At 46.9% G+C, this 20,149-nt stretch carries 14 protein-coding genes and 1 riboswitch; of the genes, 12 read left to right on the top strand and 2 right to left on the bottom strand.

Annotated elements, in window-relative coordinates; all coding sequences use genetic code 11:
• Positions 1 to 220 precede the first annotated feature (220 nt).
• Positions 221 to 343: riboswitch (glycine riboswitch) on the bottom strand.
• Between the two features lie 343 nt (positions 344 to 686).
• The 5 genes from gcvH (at position 687) to MKY85_RS23000 (ending at position 6,670) form a co-directional block, all read left to right on the top strand.
• On the top strand, positions 687 to 1,079 hold the full coding sequence (gcvH, locus tag MKY85_RS23020; protein WP_342570858.1) for a glycine cleavage system protein GcvH: 393 nt from the start codon (positions 687 to 689) through the stop codon (positions 1,077 to 1,079).
• Between the two features lie 419 nt (positions 1,080 to 1,498).
• Complete coding sequence (locus tag MKY85_RS23015) at positions 1,499 to 2,956, top strand: PTS mannitol transporter subunit IICB (RefSeq protein ID WP_339236896.1); 1,458 nt, start codon at positions 1,499 to 1,501, stop codon at positions 2,954 to 2,956.
• 38 nt (positions 2,957 to 2,994) lie between these two features.
• Positions 2,995 to 5,097 (top strand): BglG family transcription antiterminator, encoded by a 2,103-nt coding sequence (locus tag MKY85_RS23010; RefSeq protein ID WP_342570857.1) that lies wholly within the window; start codon positions 2,995 to 2,997, stop codon positions 5,095 to 5,097.
• Positions 5,094 to 5,528, top strand: a complete 435-nt coding sequence (locus MKY85_RS23005) for a PTS sugar transporter subunit IIA (RefSeq protein WP_339236891.1) — start codon at positions 5,094 to 5,096, stop codon at positions 5,526 to 5,528. Before MKY85_RS23010 ends, MKY85_RS23005 begins: the two co-directional genes overlap by 4 nt.
• Entirely contained in the window at positions 5,525 to 6,670 is a 1,146-nt protein-coding gene (locus MKY85_RS23000; protein ID WP_342570856.1) for a mannitol-1-phosphate 5-dehydrogenase, read from the top strand. The genes MKY85_RS23005 and MKY85_RS23000 overlap by 4 nt, the downstream gene beginning before the upstream one ends.
• A gap of 60 nt (positions 6,671 to 6,730) precedes the next feature.
• Here the strand turns inward: MKY85_RS23000 and MKY85_RS22995 are convergent, their stop codons facing one another.
• Both MKY85_RS22995 and MKY85_RS22990 read right to left on the bottom strand, forming a co-directional pair.
• Positions 6,731 to 6,982 carry a cysteine-rich CWC family protein gene (locus MKY85_RS22995; RefSeq protein WP_339236887.1) on the bottom strand — a complete coding sequence of 84 codons (252 nt, stop codon included), beginning with the start codon at positions 6,980 to 6,982 and terminating at the stop codon, positions 6,731 to 6,733.
• A gap of 146 nt (positions 6,983 to 7,128) precedes the next feature.
• Positions 7,129 to 9,141, bottom strand: coding sequence for a DNA mismatch repair protein MutS (locus MKY85_RS22990; RefSeq protein WP_342570855.1), 2,013 nt, complete (start codon positions 9,139 to 9,141; stop codon positions 7,129 to 7,131).
• A 526-nt stretch (positions 9,142 to 9,667) separates the two neighbouring features.
• Here MKY85_RS22990 and MKY85_RS22985 point away from each other — a divergent pair.
• The 7 genes from MKY85_RS22985 to MKY85_RS22955 all read left to right on the top strand — a co-directional run bounded on the left by MKY85_RS22985 (position 9,668) and on the right by MKY85_RS22955 (position 20,068).
• Positions 9,668 to 12,004, top strand: a complete 2,337-nt coding sequence (locus MKY85_RS22985; protein WP_342570854.1) for a helix-turn-helix domain-containing protein — start codon at positions 9,668 to 9,670, stop codon at positions 12,002 to 12,004.
• Positions 12,005 to 12,285: 281 nt separating this feature from the next.
• Positions 12,286 to 13,239: a sugar ABC transporter permease gene (locus tag MKY85_RS22980; protein ID WP_017686861.1), complete on the top strand. Its 954-nt coding sequence runs from the start codon at positions 12,286 to 12,288 to the stop codon at positions 13,237 to 13,239.
• A 45-nt stretch (positions 13,240 to 13,284) separates the two neighbouring features.
• A complete protein-coding gene (locus tag MKY85_RS22975) occupies positions 13,285 to 14,157 on the top strand; it encodes a carbohydrate ABC transporter permease (RefSeq protein WP_124115652.1) in 873 nt (290 codons plus the stop codon).
• Positions 14,158 to 14,226: 69 nt separating this feature from the next.
• Entirely contained in the window at positions 14,227 to 15,726 is a 1,500-nt protein-coding gene (locus MKY85_RS22970; protein WP_342570853.1) for an extracellular solute-binding protein, read from the top strand.
• A 24-nt stretch (positions 15,727 to 15,750) separates the two neighbouring features.
• The gene (locus MKY85_RS22965; RefSeq protein ID WP_342570852.1) at positions 15,751 to 16,854 is read left to right on the top strand and encodes a glycoside hydrolase family 88 protein; all 1,104 of its coding nucleotides are present in this window, start codon (positions 15,751 to 15,753) and stop codon (positions 16,852 to 16,854) included.
• A 91-nt stretch (positions 16,855 to 16,945) separates the two neighbouring features.
• Positions 16,946 to 18,457 (top strand): extracellular solute-binding protein, encoded by a 1,512-nt coding sequence (locus MKY85_RS22960; RefSeq protein ID WP_342570851.1) that lies wholly within the window; start codon positions 16,946 to 16,948, stop codon positions 18,455 to 18,457.
• A 345-nt stretch (positions 18,458 to 18,802) separates the two neighbouring features.
• A complete protein-coding gene (locus MKY85_RS22955; RefSeq protein ID WP_342570850.1) occupies positions 18,803 to 20,068 on the top strand; it encodes an S-layer homology domain-containing protein in 1,266 nt (421 codons plus the stop codon).
• The last annotated feature ends 81 nt before the right edge of the window (positions 20,069 to 20,149 follow it).

Here is a 20,149-nt window from a genome sequence, read left to right as displayed (position 1 = left end):
GTATGGTAAGGCAGCTATGGCAGCGCCGATTGAAATCCTGTTTTTCGTTTTTTTGGGAAAAAGGAAAAGGACAGGCCAAAGAATCGGCATGCCAAGTAGCACGCTGTATTCTAAGGCTCTGTCCCTTGTACCTGAGAGTTACCCCGCTGTATTGTACAACAGGTTTCCCCTTGGGTGATCATAACGCCCGTACAGGGCGAATAGATGCTCTCCAGAGTTGCGTCCCGTAAAAGTCCTTTTGCCTGAGAGATTCACCCCCGCTTATCGGTGGTTTACTCCTTCGGCGTTACCTCATGTACATCCCGAATCGGGTGTCACGGGTAATCTCTCCCTTTACATTCATCCGCGGGTATAACATAGTCCAATAAACACATTTACTCTCCTCATTAAAACGTGAATCCACTACTGATGTCAAGAACGATATCATTGATATTGAATTAAAACCGAATATTTATTGTATTTTAAATTATATTGTTCGTGTATTTAAAAAGACTGCGCTTACTATTCTAGTTTTCACCAGTATATGTAGAAAGAGTGTATTTAGGTTACGGTTTGGAGAGGCCGTTATCAAATAAATTGTGAGGTATCTTGACATTTGAATCCGAAATATCATACGCTATGTTCTGGGAAAAAGGTTAAGGTCAAAGAACGCATGCACTCATTAATGAAAAGCGAGGCGGATATCGATGAGCGAATTGAAAAGTGATTTCCTGTACAGTGAAGAGCACGAATGGGTGCAAACCGTAGGGGAGGATACTGTACGTATTGGCATTACCGAGTTCGCGCAGCATCAGCTGGGTGACATTGTGTTTGTGGAATTGCCTGACCTTGAATCCAATGTAAAAGCAGAAGACAGCATTGGAACGATTGAATCGGTCAAAACGGTGTCGGACTTGTTCTCTCCCGTCACAGGTTCAATTATTGCAGTGAATGATTCGTTGCAGGACTCACCTGAACTTGTGAACAGTTCTCCTTACGAGGAAGGCTGGATGATTGAGATCCGTGTTGAGGGAGATCTTACAGAAGCATTGTCTACATTGATGAATGCAGATGCGTATCGTAAACATACGGAAGAATAGGGTCAACGAGCTTGTACTTATTAACATATACTTTATAAAAAAATGAAATAAGCTTCATATTGTTTCGACCTGTGTGAGCCGGATGCTTGCACAGGTTTTTTGTGCTTTCGAGGAATAGTTTTGAATAGGGATCGAGGCAGATTGGGGATGTAAATCACCTGCTTGGACCAAACTATAGGTTAGAAAATGATTTTGGAAATGACAAAAGTCATAGGCAAGAAAAACCTTGTGTACCAATGGGTTCAGCCATTATGCATCGGTTAAAACGATTACATAACCTAATGTTGTCATCATTGTTCATGACGAAAGTACGCTTTCATTTCATTGAACAGGAGAGCATTCTCGCTTAGGATTACAGCAGGGGAGAAATGATACCCTTTTCATAAATCATAATCACTTGATCCAAGGAGGATAATACAATGAGTAATTTGGACCAATCGTCCAATTCCAAAGGTGGACTACGGGTAGGTGTGCAGCGTTTTGGCCGATTCCTGAGTGGTATGGTCATGCCGAATATGGGAGCGTTCATTGCCTGGGGATTAATTACGGCCATGTTCATTCCAACAGGCTGGTTCCCTAACGAGACACTAGCACAGCTAGTCGATCCGATGATTAAATATTTGCTGCCACTGTTAATTGGTTACACCGGGGGTACGATGGTGCATGGTCAGCGTGGTGGTGTCGTAGGTGCCATTATGACCATCGGGGTCATCGTGGGTAGTGATATTCCGATGTTCCTCGGTGCCATGATTGCCGGACCACTGGCAGCATGGATCATCAAAAAGTTCGATAAATCAATCGAAGGTAAAGTTAAAGCCGGATTCGAAATGCTGGTTAACAACTTCTCAGCCGGTATTATTGGCGGGATCTTGGGGATTTTTGCTCTACTGGGTATTGGGCCAGCTGTAGAAGCGATTAGCAAAGTATTGTCTGCCGGTGTGCAAGGTCTGATGAATCTGGGCTTGCTACCGCTGGTCAACCTGATTATCGAACCAGGTAAAGTGTTGTTCCTGAACAATGCAATCAACCACGGTATTCTGACACCAATTGCAACAGATCAGGCAAGAGAATTAGGACAATCTGTTCTATACATGCTTGAATCCAACCCGGGTCCGGGACTTGGTATCTTGCTTGCTTACTGCTTCTTCGGACGCGGAATGGCCAAATCTTCTGCACCAGGTGCCGTTATCATTCATTTCTTCGGGGGAATTCATGAGATCTACTTCCCTTATATTCTGATGAGACCGATTCTGATTCTTGCCGCAATCGCGGGTGGCGTCGCAGGTACATTAACATTCATGCTCACCGGAGCAGGACTTGTTTCGGCACCATCACCGGGTAGTATTATCGCGTATTTCCTGTTAACACCAAAAGGTGGATACCTGCCAATGCTCGCAGGGGTGCTTGTAGCAGCAGTCGTTTCATTCTTGATTGCAGCAGTGTTGCTGAAAACGGGTAAACAAAAGGACGAAGATTTGGAGTCCGCATCCAGTCGGATGAAAGACATGAAGAGTCAAGGAACCGTGCCAAACGCGGGCATTACGGCTAATAATCATCGTGAAGCAGACAGAGCTTCAGATAAGGCTTCTTCTACAGTGAAAACAGATGTGAAGAAGATTGTCTTCTCCTGTGATGCAGGCATGGGGTCGAGTGCCATGGGTGCTTCCATTCTCCGCAAGAAGATGAAGGCAGAGGGGATTGACGTTACGGTGACCAATACGGCCATCAGTGATATCCCGCCGGATGCAGATGTGGTAATCACACAACAAATATTAACCGATCGTGCCCGCTCCGTTGCGCCGAACGCAGAACATATATCCATCGACAACTTCCTAAAAAGCCCGGAATACGATGCGCTTGTTGAACGTCTGAAGTAATTGCGCGCAATCGTTTTCCCTGAGCCGGAGGCTGAGATATGAGTATTACCAAAAGACAACGTGAAATCGTGGAGTTTCTGCTGGAGCATCCACATGAAGTCACTGCCGGTGAAATTGCCGTTGAAGTAAAGGTTAGTACCCGAACGGTTCACCGGGAGCTGCAAATGATTGAACAATGGCTTGAACCTTTGGGCATGAGGCTGGAAAAAAAATCAGGAACCGGTATCCGAATTGATGCCAGTTCCGATGATCTGGCTGTATTGCGCCAGCAACTGGAGGGTAAAGAATATGTAGAGTTTACGCCGGAAGAGCGTAAGCTCTTCATGCTTTGCATCCTGCTTGATGAAGCGGAGCCTGTGAAATTACTCGCTCTGGCTTCGGATTTGAAAGTGACCGTATCCACCGTAACCACAGATCTGGATGATCTGGAGTCACGGATTCGTCAGGCGGGACTGAAGCTGGTTCGCAGACGTGGATATGGCGTCAAGATTAACGGGAGTGAGACGATTCATCGCACAGCCATAGCTGCACTTGCTTTGGAATTTCTGGATGAATCCGACCTGTTCGGAAGACAACCTGAACAAGGTGGCTCCATCGTAAACCAAAAATTGCTGGATATGATTGGACACGGTGATGTGCTTACGATCGAAAATGCGTTATGGCAACCAGATATCGAATGGCTGGAGAACATCCCGGAACGCCAATACATGAAGCTGCTGATTCAATTATCCGTCGCAGTTGTACGTATTCGTAAAGGCTTTGGCATTGGCCGTATTTCTCCGCGAGAGAACATGGAAGATGCAACTGCAGAGCAGGATGAGATGAAGGTTCCACCTTATATGGCTTCCCGCTTATGCGGTGTGTTATCCACTCAACTGGGGCTGACATTCTCCCAGGATGAGCAAGCTTATTTTCACAGATTATTAGTTGAGACAGAGCAGCGAATTCACTCTTCGCGGCTGTTGCCAATCGACGACTTGATTTTACTGGACAGGGTACATTCACTGATTGATCAGATGCAGGCAAGAACGCATTACACCTTTCATGAGGATCGATTGCTTCGTGAAGGTCTGCTTGGTCATATGCAACCTGTAATGGAGCGAATTGAAGGGCAACAGATGATACGTAATCCGCTACTGCAGCAGATTCGCAAAGATTATGACTCCCTGTTCGAAGAGGTCAAACAATCTGTTGGGCAAGCTTGGCCAGGCACAGACGTTCCGGATGAGGAAATTGGTTTCTTGGTCATGCACTTTGGGGCTTCCATCGAGAGGTTGCGTACATTGAAACGGGAGATCAGGGCGATCATCGTGTGTACAAGCGGAATTGGATCATCGCGCATGCTATCCAGCCGATTGTCCAAGGAGATTCCCGAGATTCGAATCATGGATAGCGTGTCCTGGTATGAAGCTGCCCGGATACCTACAGATCAGTATGATCTGGTGTTATCGACGGTCGATCTGCCGATGGATGAGCATCAGTATTACAAAGTGAGTCCACTGCTTACGGCAGAAGAGAGCGAACGTCTGCGTCATTTTATCCGAACAACAACATTACAACGACAGCATAATAAGCCCCGTGAAGCAGAGGTTCAGACAACAAGTCGTTACTCAGACCCTGATGGAATGGAAGCTATTTTAGTTGAAATCGTCCGAATTATCGGCAAGTTTCAGGTGTACCCGCTGGATAATCAGGATATCGGGTTCTATAAAACGGTGTATGCGATGTGCAACGTGCTCCATGGAACGGGCGTGTTGAAGGAGCCAGAGGAGATCGCAAAACGGCTGGAGGCACGTGAAGCAGTGGGGAGTCAGAAGATTCCCGGCACAAGACTTGCTCTGTTTCATACACGAAGTGAGGGAATATACAGGCCGTCCATTAGCTTGTTTCAGCTCACGGAACCACTTCTTCGTACGCCGGATGATCCGGCAGGAGTTACCCATGTTCTTTTGATGCTCGGTCCGAGAGAATTATCCAAGGAAAGCCTGGAGGTTCTCAGTGAGATTAGCGCCCTGTTATTGCAGGAAGAAATGATTACATTGCTGGAAAAGGGAATCAGGGATGAACTCATTCATTACCTTTCCCAGGAACTCGTTGGATTCTATCGCAGTAAAACCGAAATTGGAGGTCAACCACTATGAGTATGTTAACAACAGATAAAGTCATCATGAATGCGACGGCTCAGGACAAATACGAAGCGATTCGTATGGCAGGACAGATTCTGAAGGATGCGGGACATATTACCGCTGATTACATTGAGAAGATGATTGAACGTGAAGAGATTGTCTCAACCTATGTAGGGAACGGACTTGCGATTCCGCACGGTACGAAGGAATCCAAAGCATTCATTTTATCCACAGGCATTTCCGTTATTCAGTACCCACAGGGTGTTGATTTTGGCGATGAGAAGGCTTATATGGTCATTGGTATCGCGGCTCAAGGCGGGGAACATATGGAGATCTTGACTAGCATTGCGGTGATCTGTGCTGAGGATGAGAACATGGAGGCCCTGCGTCTCGCGAAAACAGCCGAAGAAGTTATCGCTATTCTGGAAAGTGAAATGGAGCTATGAAGGCCCTACACTTTGGCGCAGGTAACATTGGACGCGGTTTTATCGGATTAATCCTCTCCCGGGCAGGGTATGAGGTGATTTTTTCAGACGTGAATCAGACATTGGTAACCACTCTCCAGCAACGGGGTCAGTATACGGTGGAACTGGCTAACGAGAGCAAGGATCAGGAGACCGTGACAGGCGTAAATGCGATCGATGGAACTCAGCTGGAGACGGTTGCCCAAACCGTTGTGGAAGCTGATCTGATCACAACCGCAGTGGGCGTGGGCGTACTGAAACATATTGCACCAGGTATTGCGAAGGGACTTAAAAAAAGACTGAATTCTGGTCCTGCACAAAACCCTCTTCACATTATTGCTTGCGAGAACGCAATTGGAGCCAGTACACAATTGAAAGAGCATGTATATGCTCTGCTCAATGATGAGACACGTTCCCTTGCGGATCAGTATGTGTATTTTCCAGATTCGGCCGTAGACCGGATCGTGCCTATCCAGCATCATGAAGATCCTCTGCATGTACAGGTGGAGCCTTTTTACGAGTGGGTGGTGGATCGTTCCCAGATGGCCCCGGCATTCAAACCGGTTGAGGGCATTCTATACGTTGATGATCTGGAGCCTTATATCGAACGGAAGCTGTTCACGGTTAATACAGGACACTGCGTTGCAGCATATATCGGTCATGTACACGGGTATGACACGATTCAGAAGGCTATTGCCGACGAGAAAGTGAAATCGATTGTATACGGTGCTTTGCAGGAAACCGGAAAAGTATTGGTGAAGCGTTTTGCATTCAACCCGGAAGAGCATGAGCAGTATATTGTCAAAATATTGGGACGGTTCGTCAACCCGTATCTCACTGATGAGGTTACTCGTGTTGGTCGTTCCCCGCTGCGCAAATTGTCTCCGAATGATCGTCTGGTTCGCCCTGCCCTTCAGGCATATGCGGATGGAACCGAAACGATCTATCTGGCTATGGGCATGGCAGCAGCCTGCAAGTTCGATGTCTCCGACGATCCGGAAGCAGTGGAACTACAGGACATGATTCGCCAGAAGGGAATTACAGCTGCGCTCCACCATTACACGTCGATGGATGAGCATCATCCGGTGCTTGAACAGGCTGTTGCCCAGTATAACCAAATGTAAGAGCAGCGGTAGCCAGCTAACAATATAGATTAGGCATAATGAAGAAGAGCCAAACAGTTGTTAACTGTGTGGCTCTTCTTTTGGTTGATGTTTATCGGCATAGTCATCCAAACAGCGCTGACATATACACGATTTTCGGCGCTGTTCTGCCGGAATGCGGTCAAATACACCCTCCGGGAAAGTAGCCCGGTTACACCAGCATTCCGAATGAGGATGTCCTGCGGCATAAGAACAGCGATTAGCTTCACCGCATAATGGGCAGACAAGAACATCGATAGGGATGTGCTCTTGATCGTCTTGTTCTGCAGACATACAGTTCTTCCCTCCCTGTGGAATAGCTACGAGCTGAAGTTGAACATACTGCTCCCAGTATAACAGAAATGCGTCAGTGATTATGGAATTCACTGTGTATATATGACTTCCAGTTTACCACCACATCTGTTTCTCCCAGGGGTTATTCATTCTTCAGGCGGTAGTTCAATCTGCAGGCCATCCACATGTTTACGTCCCATTAATTTGCGTTTCTTGCGGTTTTCTTTTGTCTCCAGCACAATGTCCAGATCATAATCGTCACCCGGATATAACTCATCGGCAGATATATGCAGGGTCAGGCGTTTTTTATGGATTTTGACTTTGCGTCCACGTAGCATGACCCCGATATTTCCACGGCTATCCTCCACATCACATACGATTCCCGACTGATTCAGATAGGCCGCATACACCCGATCCCCTTTGCGAAACGTTTTGGCAGGAGCAAGAGAATTCGACTCTCTGGTTGTTCTCTGTTTGTGGAGACCGATTGAATCTTTGGATTGCTTCGTCTGATTCAACTGATTCAGCTTGGATAACTCTGTCGGGTCGTCTGCCTCCTTAGCGGAACGCTCCGGCGTCAGGATCGGAGTTTCCATAGGAGGTGACGTGAACACCATTGTACGATCTTTCGAAATACTTTGATCTGACAGGGACTTGGAACGCTCGATAATTCGCTGTGGCATGCCTAGCTTTAATGCGATGGAATAAGCATAGCTCTCACCAGCTTCTCCGATACGCAATCGATACAGCGGCTGGAGAGTAACGGTGTCAAATTCCATACGGGCATTTTCGAATCCTGGCGTGGCCGCAGCAAAATGTTTGATTTCACCAAAATGGGTTGTCGCCACAACGGTTGCTCCGCGGCTGTGCAACACCTCCAGCATGGCAATGGACAGTCCGACACCTTCACCGGGATCTGTGCCGGAAGCCATCTCATCAATAAGCACCAAGGTTGACGTATTGGCCTGTTCCAGTATGCCAATCATATTGCGAATGTGTGCTGAGAATGTACTGAGCGCCTGTTCCAGACTCTGCCCGTCACCAATATCAACCGCTACCTCGTTATAAACAGCCATCTCGCCACCTTCCTCCACCGGAATAAGCAAACCGGATTGCATCATCAGGGTTAACAAACCAAGGGTTTTGAGTGCGACCGTTTTACCCCCGGTATTCGGGCCCGTAATAATGAGTGACGAGTACGTCCTGCCAATGGCAAAATCAAGCGGAACCATGGAAGAACCCATGAACGGATGACGTGCACGTTGAAGGCTGATGTGGCCCTGAGTATTGACTTGAACGGTACGTCCGTCCATGGTGGCCGCATATTTGGCTTTGGCAAACAGGAAGTCCAATACACCAACCGTTTCGGTGTTCAGTGCGATTTCACGGTTATACGATTCGGCCAGAGAGGTTAAATCACCGAGAATTCTCATCTCCTCTCGGGACTCCTCCGCTTGTAGAGCGGCCAATTCCATCTGCAGACTTACTAACTCAACAGGTTCAATATATACGGTTTGCCCGCTTCCGGATTCATCCAGCACACTGCCTTTCACCTGTTTGCGGAACTCTTTCTTAATAGGCAGAACGGTTCTTCCTCCGCGTTGGCTGATGACATGCTCCTGCATAATGGAACGATGTTTACTCACCAGAGAATCAATCTTTCGTTTCATACGCTCCTCATTCACCGTCATTTTTTTGCGAATACGAGTCAGCTCCTTGCTTGCTTGATCCTGAATGCGTCCACTATGGATGCAGCGCTCGATCTCACGCAGCAAAGGTTCGATCAGAATCATGGATGCTGCATAGCGACTAACGGTGGGAGCGGCGTCAGATTTGCCCTCCATGTACTTCATGAGTTGTGCACAGCTCCGCAGGAACTGAGCAAGATGACTGAAGTCACGTTCACTGAATAGATAACCGGTGCCAAGCAGATCCATAATCGTTTCCATTCCGTCGAGTGAAGGGAGGGGGATACTGGCCCCGAAACGAATCAACGCAGCCGCTTCTGCTGTTTCTTCCAGGCGCAGCTGGATCAGGCGAGCATCTACCATCGGTTTTAGTTCTCTGGCATAACGTTTGCCCAGATAAGACAGGGCGCAGTCTGCAACATTTTTTTGAATTTGTGGATAACCCAGACTGTTTAATGTGCTCTCATTCATGCGTAATCTCTCCTTGAATTTGAATTGGGATTGCAGTTGACACGCGAAACATATTCCTGGAAAACGCAAAAAGGGCGGAGAATGAACAAACGTCATTCTCCGCCCTAAATATATGGGAAAGCAAAGTCCGCTACAGGTCTATATTAAAAAATCCGCGCTGAACTCAGCGCGGAAATAGACCCGGACAATGACAATCCCGGAGGCGATTTATGATATCCGCTGTTCTTAACTAAGTACAGGGATCTGGCGCATCATGAAATACACGTATGCCATGTGGGCACAAGCGCAATGAAAGGCCAAACTCCTGAATATGAAACTTGGTTAGTTAAGAACATTCACCGACATTAAAAATCTCTCCTTTGATTGAGGAATATGCAACCAATATAAACTGGAAATTGGTTTGAAGTCAACCTTAGAATAAATGAGTGGACTTGAATAAGAATGGGTTTTAAAATAACAATAGTAAAATAATCCAATGAAAGCGATTTAATATAATAAACATACATATTAAAGGAGGATGCTCTTTTTGCCTAAGTATTTACTGCGTTTGCTCTGCTTTACCCTGATCCTCGGAGCCCTTCCCGTTATTGTTATTGGTTCGGTCTCGTACACGATTGCATCACGTGACATTGAGCAGAAAGTGCGTGAAAGCAACCTTCAGATATTGCATCAGACCCAAATGCGGGTAGAACAAGTTCTGCGCAGCCTGCAATTATCATCCATTCAGTATGTCAATTCACCCCTGGTACTTCAGGCGATGAAGAAACCGCTGGACAGCAGCGATTTTCAGGAGATTCGTGACCTGACGTCGGGCTTTAACAACTTGCAAGCGGTTACGAACATTGACCAAGCCTATCTGGTTAATCTGGACGAAGATTGGGTTGTTTCGATGCGTTCTTTTGGCAAATTGGATGATTTCAGCATTCGGGACCGGATTGGTTCTTATCTGACCTACACTAACAGCCTGTTCTGGGTCACTCAAAATGCCAGTTCAGCCAAAGAAAGTGTACCCGTGTCAGCTGGCATGGGGGAACTGACACCCGAACAGGCACCTACTCTCATTTCATCGGATAATGTGGTCAGTATGGTATTCAAAATCCCGATGATGCCAACGAATGTGAAACCAAAGGGATTTCTTGTGATTGATATCGCCGATACGGAAATAAGTACATTTTTGAGCCGAAATGCGAATTCCGGAGATATGTACGTTCTGGATCGGGAGCAGAAGTATTTTCTAAACGATGTGCAGCAAGATGGGAAATATGACATGCTCAATAAGGAAATTGATGAAATGGTGCAAACGACAGGCCAGCCAGAGGGGTTCTTTAGCTCGGAGGTGGAAGGTAACCAAGTGGCGGTTAGCTATAGGCAATCTCCACTTAATGGCTGGTTATACGTGTCCGTTGTATCCCTTGGGCAGATCACGGCCCAATCACAGAAAATTGCATTGGTTACCGGTGTCGCTACACTGGTCATGTTATGTGTAACGGGATTGGTCGCCATATACGGCAGTCGGCGGATGTATTCACCGATCTCCAGACTGCTGCAATTTACGAAAGGGCTGGATTCCCCAGTTATTCCATCAGCACGCCGTCAGGATGAATTTATCTATATTGAGGAGCAATTGTCAACCTTGTTCAGTTCGGAGAAAACGATGCGTGAGCAGATGAAGGGGCAGCATGTACATCTCCAAGAGTTTTTTATGACCAAACTGCTAACAGGCAAAATCTCGGAAGAAGATTTCAGATATCAGGGAGAATTGTATGACTTCCCGACCGGGTGGGCAAGCCTTGGCGTACTCATGCTCCAGATGGATACGTTGGAAGGAACCCGATATGAGGAACAGGATCGGGACCTGCTGCTGTTTGCTGTCAACAATATGGTAGGTGAACTCCTTCCTTCTGCAGTTCGGTTCACCCCGGTCATGCTGGATGATGCCCAAGTCACCGTACTTGCCTCTGAACTCACGGATGAGGTGAAGCTGAAGGAATGGATGCACACCCAGGCAGACTGGATTCGCGAACGTGTCGTGACCTATCTGAATCTGCCCGTAAGTATTGGCATCAGTCGTTCGTACACTTGTATTGGTGATACGCCAAGAGCGGTCCAGGAGAGCCGCGAGGCTCTGCAAGGCCGGGTAAGTCTGGGCAGCCGTATTATTTTGCATTACGAGGATATACAGCCACGTGGTCAGATGGAGGCTGCGTTGTATACCCAGTTACGGATGATTGAAGATCAGCTCGCTTCCGCGCTCAAGCAAGGAGATGAAGAGAAGACAGACGCCTATTTTACGCAATATTTGGGGTTGCTTGCCGATAAGAAGCTTCATTTCAGTGAATACCCCGTCATTATGGTTCAGCTATTGTCTCGTGTATATCAGCTTGTTCAGGAGCAAGGTGGAGATGTGGCTGAAGTACTGGGTGAAAAAGCATCCATGTCACATCTGCTAAAGTTGTCCACATTGGACGAAATGACCAATTGGTTCCGCAAGCGGCTGTTCCAGCCCGTCATCCGTTTTTGGCGAGAGCAGGAAGAATCTCAATACATGAATATTGCAAGGCGCATGATTCGTTTGATCGAGGAACGTTATGATCGTGAATTGTCGCTGGAGGCCTGTGCCGCTGAGCTTAATTTTCACCCTGTCTACCTGAGTCGAGTATTCAAGAAGGAAGCAGGAGTCAATTTTACGGAATATCTCGCAGAGTATCGTATGGAAAAAGCGAAGACTTGGCTGCAAACAACCAATCTTAAAATATCGGAGATTGCAGAGAAATTAAACTATACCAATCCGACCGCATTTATCCGTACGTTTCGCAAAATCACAGGAACTACCCCCGGCAAGTACCGGGAGCAGCAGCGATAAAACAAGCCTGTTCTGCCTGCCATGGAGGCAGGCTTTTTCATGTTCAGGTGTAGGGAAAAGGCCACACTTATCCATGAAGTTAAGACAGGAATATGGAGGTTAAAAGCAGTTCATTGCGCCTTTCATTTCTGTGAATGAAATCAGATAAACCCTTGCTGCATAAGGAATAACAAAAGGCTAAAACGAGACGATAGCCAGTCATAGGTTTATCCTCCACAATGAAGATATGAATTCAGGAAGTGATCTTTTGTAATCGTTTCCAATGTGGGGAGGAAGACACTATGAAAGCCGAAACGGCGGCTCGAACACGGCCCGCTACCCGCAGTGACAAAAACCTGCTGTGGAGGGACATTATCAAAAACCGGTGGCTGTATATCATGTTAATACCGGGTGTGCTTTACTTTGTTATTTTCAAATACATACCCATGTATGGCATCACGATGGCTTTTCAAGATTACACGCCTTACAAGGGCATCTTGGGAAGTGACTGGGTAGGGTTCAAACATTTCCAGCGTTTCTTCGGAGAACCCCAGTTCTGGACATTGTTTCGAAATACGTTTTTACTCGCCATTTATAACATTGTGTTCTTTTTCCCGCTGCCGATTGTACTGGCACTCATGATGAATGAGGTTCGCCGTGAACGCTTCAAACGATTTGTACAAACGCTTGTTTATGTTCCGCACTTTGTTTCCTGGGTTGTTGTTGTCGGTGTGTTCTACATGCTGTTCACAACCGAGGGCGGTGCGATTAATGAATTGCTCTATAACCTGACTGGACAAAAAGTGGCGTTCCTGCTTGAACCCGGATGGTTCCGTACGATGATTGTTGGACAATCCATCTGGAAAGAAGTCGGTTGGGGCACGATTATCTTCCTTGCTGCACTTTCCGGTGTTGATACACAACTCTATGAAGCTGCACGGATTGATGGTGCCAATCGCTGGCGCCAAACCTGGCACATTACGTTGCCGGCCATTCGCAGTACAATCGTCATTTTGCTTATTCTGCGTCTGGGCAATTTCCTGGATACAGGCTTTGAACAGATCTTCCTGATGCTGACTCCGACGAACCGGGATGTGGGCGAGGTATTTGATACCTACGTGTACACGAAGGGGCTCACCCAGGCACAGTACAGTTATAGTGCTGCTGTCGGGTTGTTCAAATCGGTTGTCGGGCTGGCGCTTGTCCTTGGTGCCAATACGCTGGCCAAAAAATTCGGGGAGGAAGGCGTCTACTAACCCTCGGGAGCAGACGTTCTTCACTAGACAGGAGTGAACATGAAGATGCAACAGGATAAAACGTGGGGCAACCGGATCTTTGATTTTCTCAATCACGGCTTGCTGCTGTTGATTGGTATCGTGACGGTCATACCGTTCATTTATATTTTGGCCGTATCGTTTACCAGTCCACATGAAGTGGCCAAGGGAGGATTTATTCTTTTTCCAAAAGAGTTCTCTCTGGCTGCATACCGCTACATTTTCTCAACGGATACCTTGATTCGCAGTCTGGGTGTATCGGTCTACATTACGGTGATTGGTACCTTTATTAACCTGTTGTTTACGTCACTTATGGCGTATCCGCTCTCCAGAAGATATTTGCGTGGACGCCAGCCCATTTTGCTGGGTGTATTGTTCACGATGCTCTTCAGCGGCGGGATGATTCCAACGTACTTTGTCGTGAAATCTTTGCACCTGACGGATACGTTATGGTCGCTGATGCTGCCTACCGCTATTAGTGCGTTTAACTTGATTGTACTGAAAAACTTCTTCCAGGCTATTCCCGATGAACTGGAGGATGCAGCCAAAATTGATGGATGTAACGATGTCGGCGTATTGTTCCGGATTGTACTGCCGTTGTCCATGCCAGCCATGGCGACATTTTCACTTTTTTATGCAGTGGCCCACTGGAACAGTTTCTTCAGCGCTGTAATCTATATCAACGATAGTGAGAAATGGCCTGTCCAAGTCTGGCTGCGTGAGATTGTCATTCTGGCACAGAGCCGAATCGGAGACACGAGTATCGAAGAGACCGAGATCCAGCCGCTTACCATTCGCATGGCGGTTATCGTATTCTCCACGATCCCGATTATGCTGGTGTACCCATTCCTGCAAAAGCACTTTGCAAAAGGAGTAATGCTTGGTTCGGTGAAAGGTTGAGTCTTCACATGCTTCAAATTCAGTTCAAGATGACAATTTAACTGCATAAAAAAGGGAGGTTTTCATGTTATGAAAGCAACAAAAAAGAAAGCCGTAGCTGTCTTGAGCACACTGGCACTGGTGACAGGGTTGCTGGCAGGATGCGGATCAGACGAGGGTCAGGCTGCCGAGGGCGGCGTACAAAATGTATCCATAGCCATTGCACAGGTGGGTGATGTGCCAAGCAAAGGCAATGAAGTTCAGCAAAAGATTGAAGAGTATACCAATACCAAGCTGGATATCCAGTGGATACCGGCTTCGGCCTATAATGACAAAATTAACGTGATGATCGCTTCAAGCGATATGCCAAAAATTGTGAAGGTGCAGTATAATCCGACCGTGACCAGCGCTATGCGTAATGATGTGTTCTGGGAAGTGGGGCCTTTGCTGAAAGACTACAAAAATCTGTCTGCTCAGAACGAGCGTTTTTTTGACAACATCAAGGTAGAGGGCAAAATCTACGGAGTTCCAGTTTTCTCGGATATCGCGCGGGCCACGGTGATTTATCGCAAGGACTGGTTCGAGAAGCTGAATCTTAAGGTGCCAACCACACCGGATGAATGGTATGAAACGATTAAAACACTGGCAACCTCCGATCCTGATGGAGATGGTCAGGATAATACGTTTGGGTTGATGCTTTTCAAAAAATATAATGAGGACCAATATTCGTTCACGACGCGCCTGGGCGTAAGTTTTGGTGCACCTAACAAGTGGAAAGTTGAGGAGGATGGCAGCTTCACGCCTGAATTCATGACGCCGGAATATATGCAGGTGCTGGATCTGCTGAAACGGTTGTATGATGAGAAACTGCTGAACCAGGACTTTGCCGTATTCGATTCTACGGAAGCGGAGAAAAAGTATGATTCTGGCGTTGTGGGTATCCGTGTAGGTGTTGCTCAGAATGGAAAAAGTCAGCAAGAGCGTCTGTCCAAAAACAATCCGGATGGTGTGGTAGACATCGCTGGTTTGCTCGGACCCAATGGAGATCGTGTTGCAGGACAGACGGGTAACTCGGGCATTCTGGCATTCCCTAAATCGACGGTGAAATCGGAAGAAGAACTCAAGAACCTGCTCTCCTTTCTGGATAAACTGATGGACCCTGAGATGGCTACCCTGTTGATGCGTGGCATGGAAGATAAACATTACACCAAAGTGGGCGAAGATCAGGTGGAGATGAGTGACTTCGATGCATTCCAGCGTGAAGTGAAGCCTTACCGTGACAACCTTCCTTATGTGGAAGGGTATAACGTACCAAAGTTGAAGGATACGGAACTGGGTGAAAAAGGTACAGCACTTGCCAAGGAACTGGCGGAGCACGCTGTGCCAAACCCTGCGCTAACGTTATATTCCCCAACATATGGTGACCGCGGGGCGGATCTGGATCAGGTGATTGCAGATGCACAAACCAAATATATCATGGGCAAGATCGATCAAAGTGGCTGGGAAAAGGAAATTGAGAATTGGGGCAATGCGGGTGGAAACAAGATTCGTGAGGAATATGCCGAAGATTATAAAAAACAGGCTCAATAAAGAGCCGGAAGCGGAGGCTTGATCATGAAGGAAACATTGCAACTCACATCGGTGCGCATGGCACAGCAATTCATGGAAAGTTATCGCAACCATGAGCTGTACTCCACTTGGCATTATGAGAATGGCTGCTTTCTGAAAGCACTCGAGGAGCTGTACACGCACACCGGGGAGCAAAAGTATTTTGACTACATCCTTGAGCTAATGGATCATTTTGTTCAGGAAGATGGCTCGATTCGTTCCTATACGGTTGAGGAATATAACCTGGATCAGATCAATCAGGGAAAATCACTGTTCCTGCTGCATGAGAAAACGGGTGAAGAAAAGTACCGCAAAGCTGCGGATTTGCTTATGACTCAGCTCAAGGGACAGCCACATACGAGTGAAGGCGGATTCTGGCACAAAAAGATTTACCCTTTCCAGATGTGGCTGGATGGTTTGTATATGGCTACTCCATATCTCACCCAGTATGGCGCGGTAACGGGTGAAGAGAAGTGGTTCGACAAGGCGGCTCTGCAGCTCTTGCTGGTGGAGCAACGTACACGTGATCCGCGTAGTGGTCTTTTGTACCATGCCTGGGATGAGAGCAAAGAGCAGCGTTGGAGTTCGGGGGAGACGGGATGTTCTCCACATGTCTGGAGCCGGGCGATGGGCTGGTATGTGATGGCGGTTGTGGATACACTGGATCATCTGCCGGTAGATCATCCGCAGCGAGGGCAGATCGTGGGCATCTTCGAACGGGTAGCAAACGCATTAGTACATGTTCAGGATCAACAGACCGGACTATGGCCACATCTGCTGGATCAGCCGGGAAGAGAGCGGAACTATCTGGAGGCTTCAGGCACCTCAATGTTTGTCTATGCATTGGCCAAGGGTGTGCGTAAAGGATATCTGAGCGGCAAGTTCAAAGCGGTTGCGGAAAAAGGGTATCAGGGTCTGCTGCAGCATCTGCTGCAAACGGATCGTGAAGGCGTACTGTCCTTGACGCAGTGTAATGGCGGAGCCGGTCTTGGAGGAAGCCCATATCGTGACGGGTCCTATGAGTATTATGTGACCGAGTCCATTCGGATCAATGATCCGAAATCGGTTGCTCCGTTCATTTTGGCAGGGGTGGAGATTGAACTGGCGTAATGCTGGTTCTTCTCTCTAAATTATTTATGATAGCGCATACAATGAGGCAAGTTTGCTGAACAAATTGGCTAACCAAAAGGAGAGATGGTTCATGAGTCCAAAAGGTCCAATGTCCCGTTTAGGCGGAATCGTTGTAATTGGTGCAATGTCCGCTGGATTGCTTGCAGGTTGCGGGGGAGAAAAAGCGCCTGCTGCAGGGGAAGGTAAACTTCCCATTTCCATCTCTTTAATGCAGGTAGGTGATATACCGGCCAAGGAGAATGGGATTGAACAGAAGATTGAGGTATATACCAATACGGATGTCAATGTACAGTGGATTCCGCAGTCTGCTTTTGATGATAAAGTGAACGTTATGGTTGCATCGGGCGAGATGCCGACCATTATGCGTGTGAATTATGTACCTACAACGTTTAATGCCGCCAAAACGGGACTGTTCTGGGAACTGGGGCCTTACTTGAAGGATTATAAGAACCTGTCTGCCCAATCCGAGGCTTATTTTAACAATATCAAAATTGAAGGCAAGATCTACGGTATTCCGAACTTCCGGGATATTGGACGGACTGCGATCGTATATCGCAAGGACTGGTTCGATACATTGAAGCTGGATATACCCAAAACGCTGGATGACTGGTATGAAGTGATGCGCTCTATTCGTAAGGATGATCCAGACGGGAATGGTAAGGAAGATACGTACGGTGCACTGTTATTTAAGAAATATAACGAGGGAGTCTCTTCGCCACTGACGCGTATTGCTGTAAGTATTGGCGGTGTCAACAAATGGGGTGTGGATGATGCTGGGAAACTGACCCCGGAGTTCTTGACTCCGGAATATGTGGATACGATGAAACTCTTCAAGCGATTATTCAGCGAGGGACTGATTAACAGTGACTTCCCTGCCCTTGATCCTTCGGATGCAGACAAAAAAATGGATTCGGGCCTCGTTGGCATGAAGCTGAACGGTGTGGCTCAGAACGGAAAATCTTCTCAGCAACGGCTTACGCCAAATGCTCCGGATGGAGAGATTGATGTAGCTCCGTTCCAGGGACCCGATGGTATTCGCATCGCCGGAGAGCCTGGAAACTACGGAATGCTTGTCATTCCGAAAGCATCCGTTACAGATGAGGAGCAACTGAAGAAGGTCCTTACGTTCCTGGATCAGTTGATGGATGAGGAACTGAGCACGTTGCAGCTCCGTGGATTACTCGATGTGCACTATACCAAGACTGCGGATGGAAAAACCGAACTCAAGGATTTCGATGCTTATCAGCGTGAAGTGAAGCCATATCGGGATAATTTGTTAAGCATTGAAGGTTATAACGTGGCTGAACTGGTCGATGTTCCGATTGGTATGAAAGGTACAAAGATGGCGCGTGAGAATGAGCAGTACGCTATTGCCAATCCGGCACTCACCTTGTCTTCGGCGATCTATACCGAGCGTGGTCAGGAGCTGGATCAGATGATCTGGGATGCGCAGACCAAGTACATTATGGGTAAAATCGATGATGCAGGTTGGGAGCAGGAAATTGCAAGCTGGAGAAAAGCCGGTGGTGATCAATTGATCACGGAATTGGAAGCATCCTATAAGGAATTGAACGGAAAATAAAGCTGTGTGAAATAAAAAAAGGTTGATCAAATGGAATGATATGGTTTATTCTATGAGTGAGTTTATTTTTCCAATAGCATAAGAAAGACCACACCCTTAAAGCATAAGGCTATGAATCTGCGGATTCATGGCCTTTTTTTGTTTTAAGCGAATCAAGTGGGTCTATGGAAGGAGCGTTGCAAGCCTTGAAGTGATGGGGATGGACGAAAAATAATACCAATAGCCTAGTACAACATGGTAGAATATTGATTATTATGGCAAATTTAGGTTTTGGTTATGAAGAGAAGTGACTAGGTTGACCAAGTAAAGCATCCCCATACTAAGGTACATAGGAGCGTGAGTAGATTGAAGAAGCAGATTGAAGGACACGAGAAGAAAAAAAGGAACGGTTGGATCGTCGGGTTGTTAACGACAGCTGTATTGGCAGCAACACTATTACCGATTGGCCCCGTACATTTGACGTCAATAGCGAATGCGGCGTCGGTAACAAGTGATACTGCCCTTAGCAAGTTCAAGGATATCAAGGGGCATTGGGCTCAAGCCACTATTGCCAAAGCTTATGAAAAAAATCTGATCTCTGGTTATCAAGACGGAACGTTTCGTCCCAATGGCAAAATCACGCGCGGGGAATATGCGACAATACTCGCCCGCGCGACTGGATTAGAGAAGGTCAAAGGGCAGAACCCGTTCTCTGATCTCAAGGGACATTGGTCTGAAGCGGCGGTTAGCCAGCTTGTCGGACAAGGATTCATTAACGTTGGCGATTATCCCAAAGGCTTCAATCCGAATGCGGAGCTAACTCGTTACGAGCTGATGAAATGGATTGCCAATGGATTGATCAAGTCCGGCAGCAGCTTCCAAGATGCTTTTAACGATACGAAAAACACGCTGCTTCCCACACCGGAAGTGAACCGTGGCAAAATTCGTGCCGAGCAGATTCCGTATCTTGCCCTTGTTCGCGGGACAGGCATTGTCGGTGGCTTTCAGGATGGCACATTAAAACCCGCGGATTCCACCACACGTGCAGAAGTATCGGCCATTTTGCTGCGTTATATGGACGTAGAGGGAACGGATGCAGGGAAGTATAGTGACCTGAATGAAATGAGAGAGGTCGGCACGACGGGTACGAATTTAACGACAGTAACAAATTACAAATATATCAAGGGTAACTTCGGAGATATAGTTAACACAGATTACACCTTGAAAAATAATGTGGGGGTCGTAAGGTACCATAGATTTATCGTAGTGGATACTCGAGGGACTAAGCCCTTGGGACTGTACGCCTCGCTATTTATAGATCCAAAGAACTTGACTAGGGCACAAGGAGGTCGCTTCTCTACCTACGCCGAGATAACGTTTACTTCTAAATTTGATAAGTCAAATCTTTTAACTATTGCTAGAGCGAATGATAATATAGCTATTCCAATTCAACGATTATTTAATGTGAGCTATTTGAAAGAAAAAGGGTTTATTACTTTACCAGACGATTCGAATGCAATGTTGAAGCAAGGAGTGCCTACCAAGTTTTGGTCATCACATACTCTGGATCCTGTGAAAGGCGGATATATGTTGAAGAATGATGCTGGTAAAGAAGTTCAAATCTATCAATAGAACTTTTGGTGGTGTTTAAATTTAATATTAAACGTTATCTATTAGATGGCTTAAGAAATTTATTTAGAGTCTTAGTAATAA

Source organism: Paenibacillus sp. FSL R5-0749 (genome assembly GCF_038595085.1).
In the GTDB taxonomy this organism is placed as follows: Bacteria; Bacillota; Bacilli; order Paenibacillales; family Paenibacillaceae; genus Paenibacillus.
This window is presented reverse-complemented; position numbering and strand designations above follow the sequence as displayed.

Excerpts from the sequence above, each read along its gene's own strand:
- MKY85_RS22970 (WP_342570853.1), top strand. The coding sequence starts at position 14,227 with ATGAAAGCAACAAAAAAGAAAGCCGTAGCTGTCTTGAGCACACTGGCA.
- MKY85_RS22960 (WP_342570851.1), top strand. The coding sequence starts at position 16,946 with ATGAGTCCAAAAGGTCCAATGTCCCGTTTAGGCGGAATCGTTGTAATT.
- MKY85_RS22995 (WP_339236887.1), bottom strand. The coding sequence starts at position 6,982 with ATGTCTGCAGAACAAGACGATCAAGAGCACATCCCTATCGATGTTCTT.
- MKY85_RS22965 (WP_342570852.1), top strand. The coding sequence starts at position 15,751 with ATGAAGGAAACATTGCAACTCACATCGGTGCGCATGGCACAGCAATTC.
- MKY85_RS23000 (WP_342570856.1), top strand. The coding sequence starts at position 5,525 with ATGAAGGCCCTACACTTTGGCGCAGGTAACATTGGACGCGGTTTTATC.
- MKY85_RS23005 (WP_339236891.1), top strand. The coding sequence starts at position 5,094 with ATGAGTATGTTAACAACAGATAAAGTCATCATGAATGCGACGGCTCAG.
- MKY85_RS23015 (WP_339236896.1), top strand. The coding sequence starts at position 1,499 with ATGAGTAATTTGGACCAATCGTCCAATTCCAAAGGTGGACTACGGGTA.
- gcvH (WP_342570858.1), top strand. The coding sequence starts at position 687 with ATGAGCGAATTGAAAAGTGATTTCCTGTACAGTGAAGAGCACGAATGG.
- MKY85_RS22990 (WP_342570855.1), bottom strand. The coding sequence starts at position 9,141 with ATGAATGAGAGCACATTAAACAGTCTGGGTTATCCACAAATTCAAAAA.
- MKY85_RS22980 (WP_017686861.1), top strand. The coding sequence starts at position 12,286 with ATGAAAGCCGAAACGGCGGCTCGAACACGGCCCGCTACCCGCAGTGAC.
- MKY85_RS23010 (WP_342570857.1), top strand. The coding sequence starts at position 2,995 with ATGAGTATTACCAAAAGACAACGTGAAATCGTGGAGTTTCTGCTGGAG.
- MKY85_RS22975 (WP_124115652.1), top strand. The coding sequence starts at position 13,285 with ATGCAACAGGATAAAACGTGGGGCAACCGGATCTTTGATTTTCTCAAT.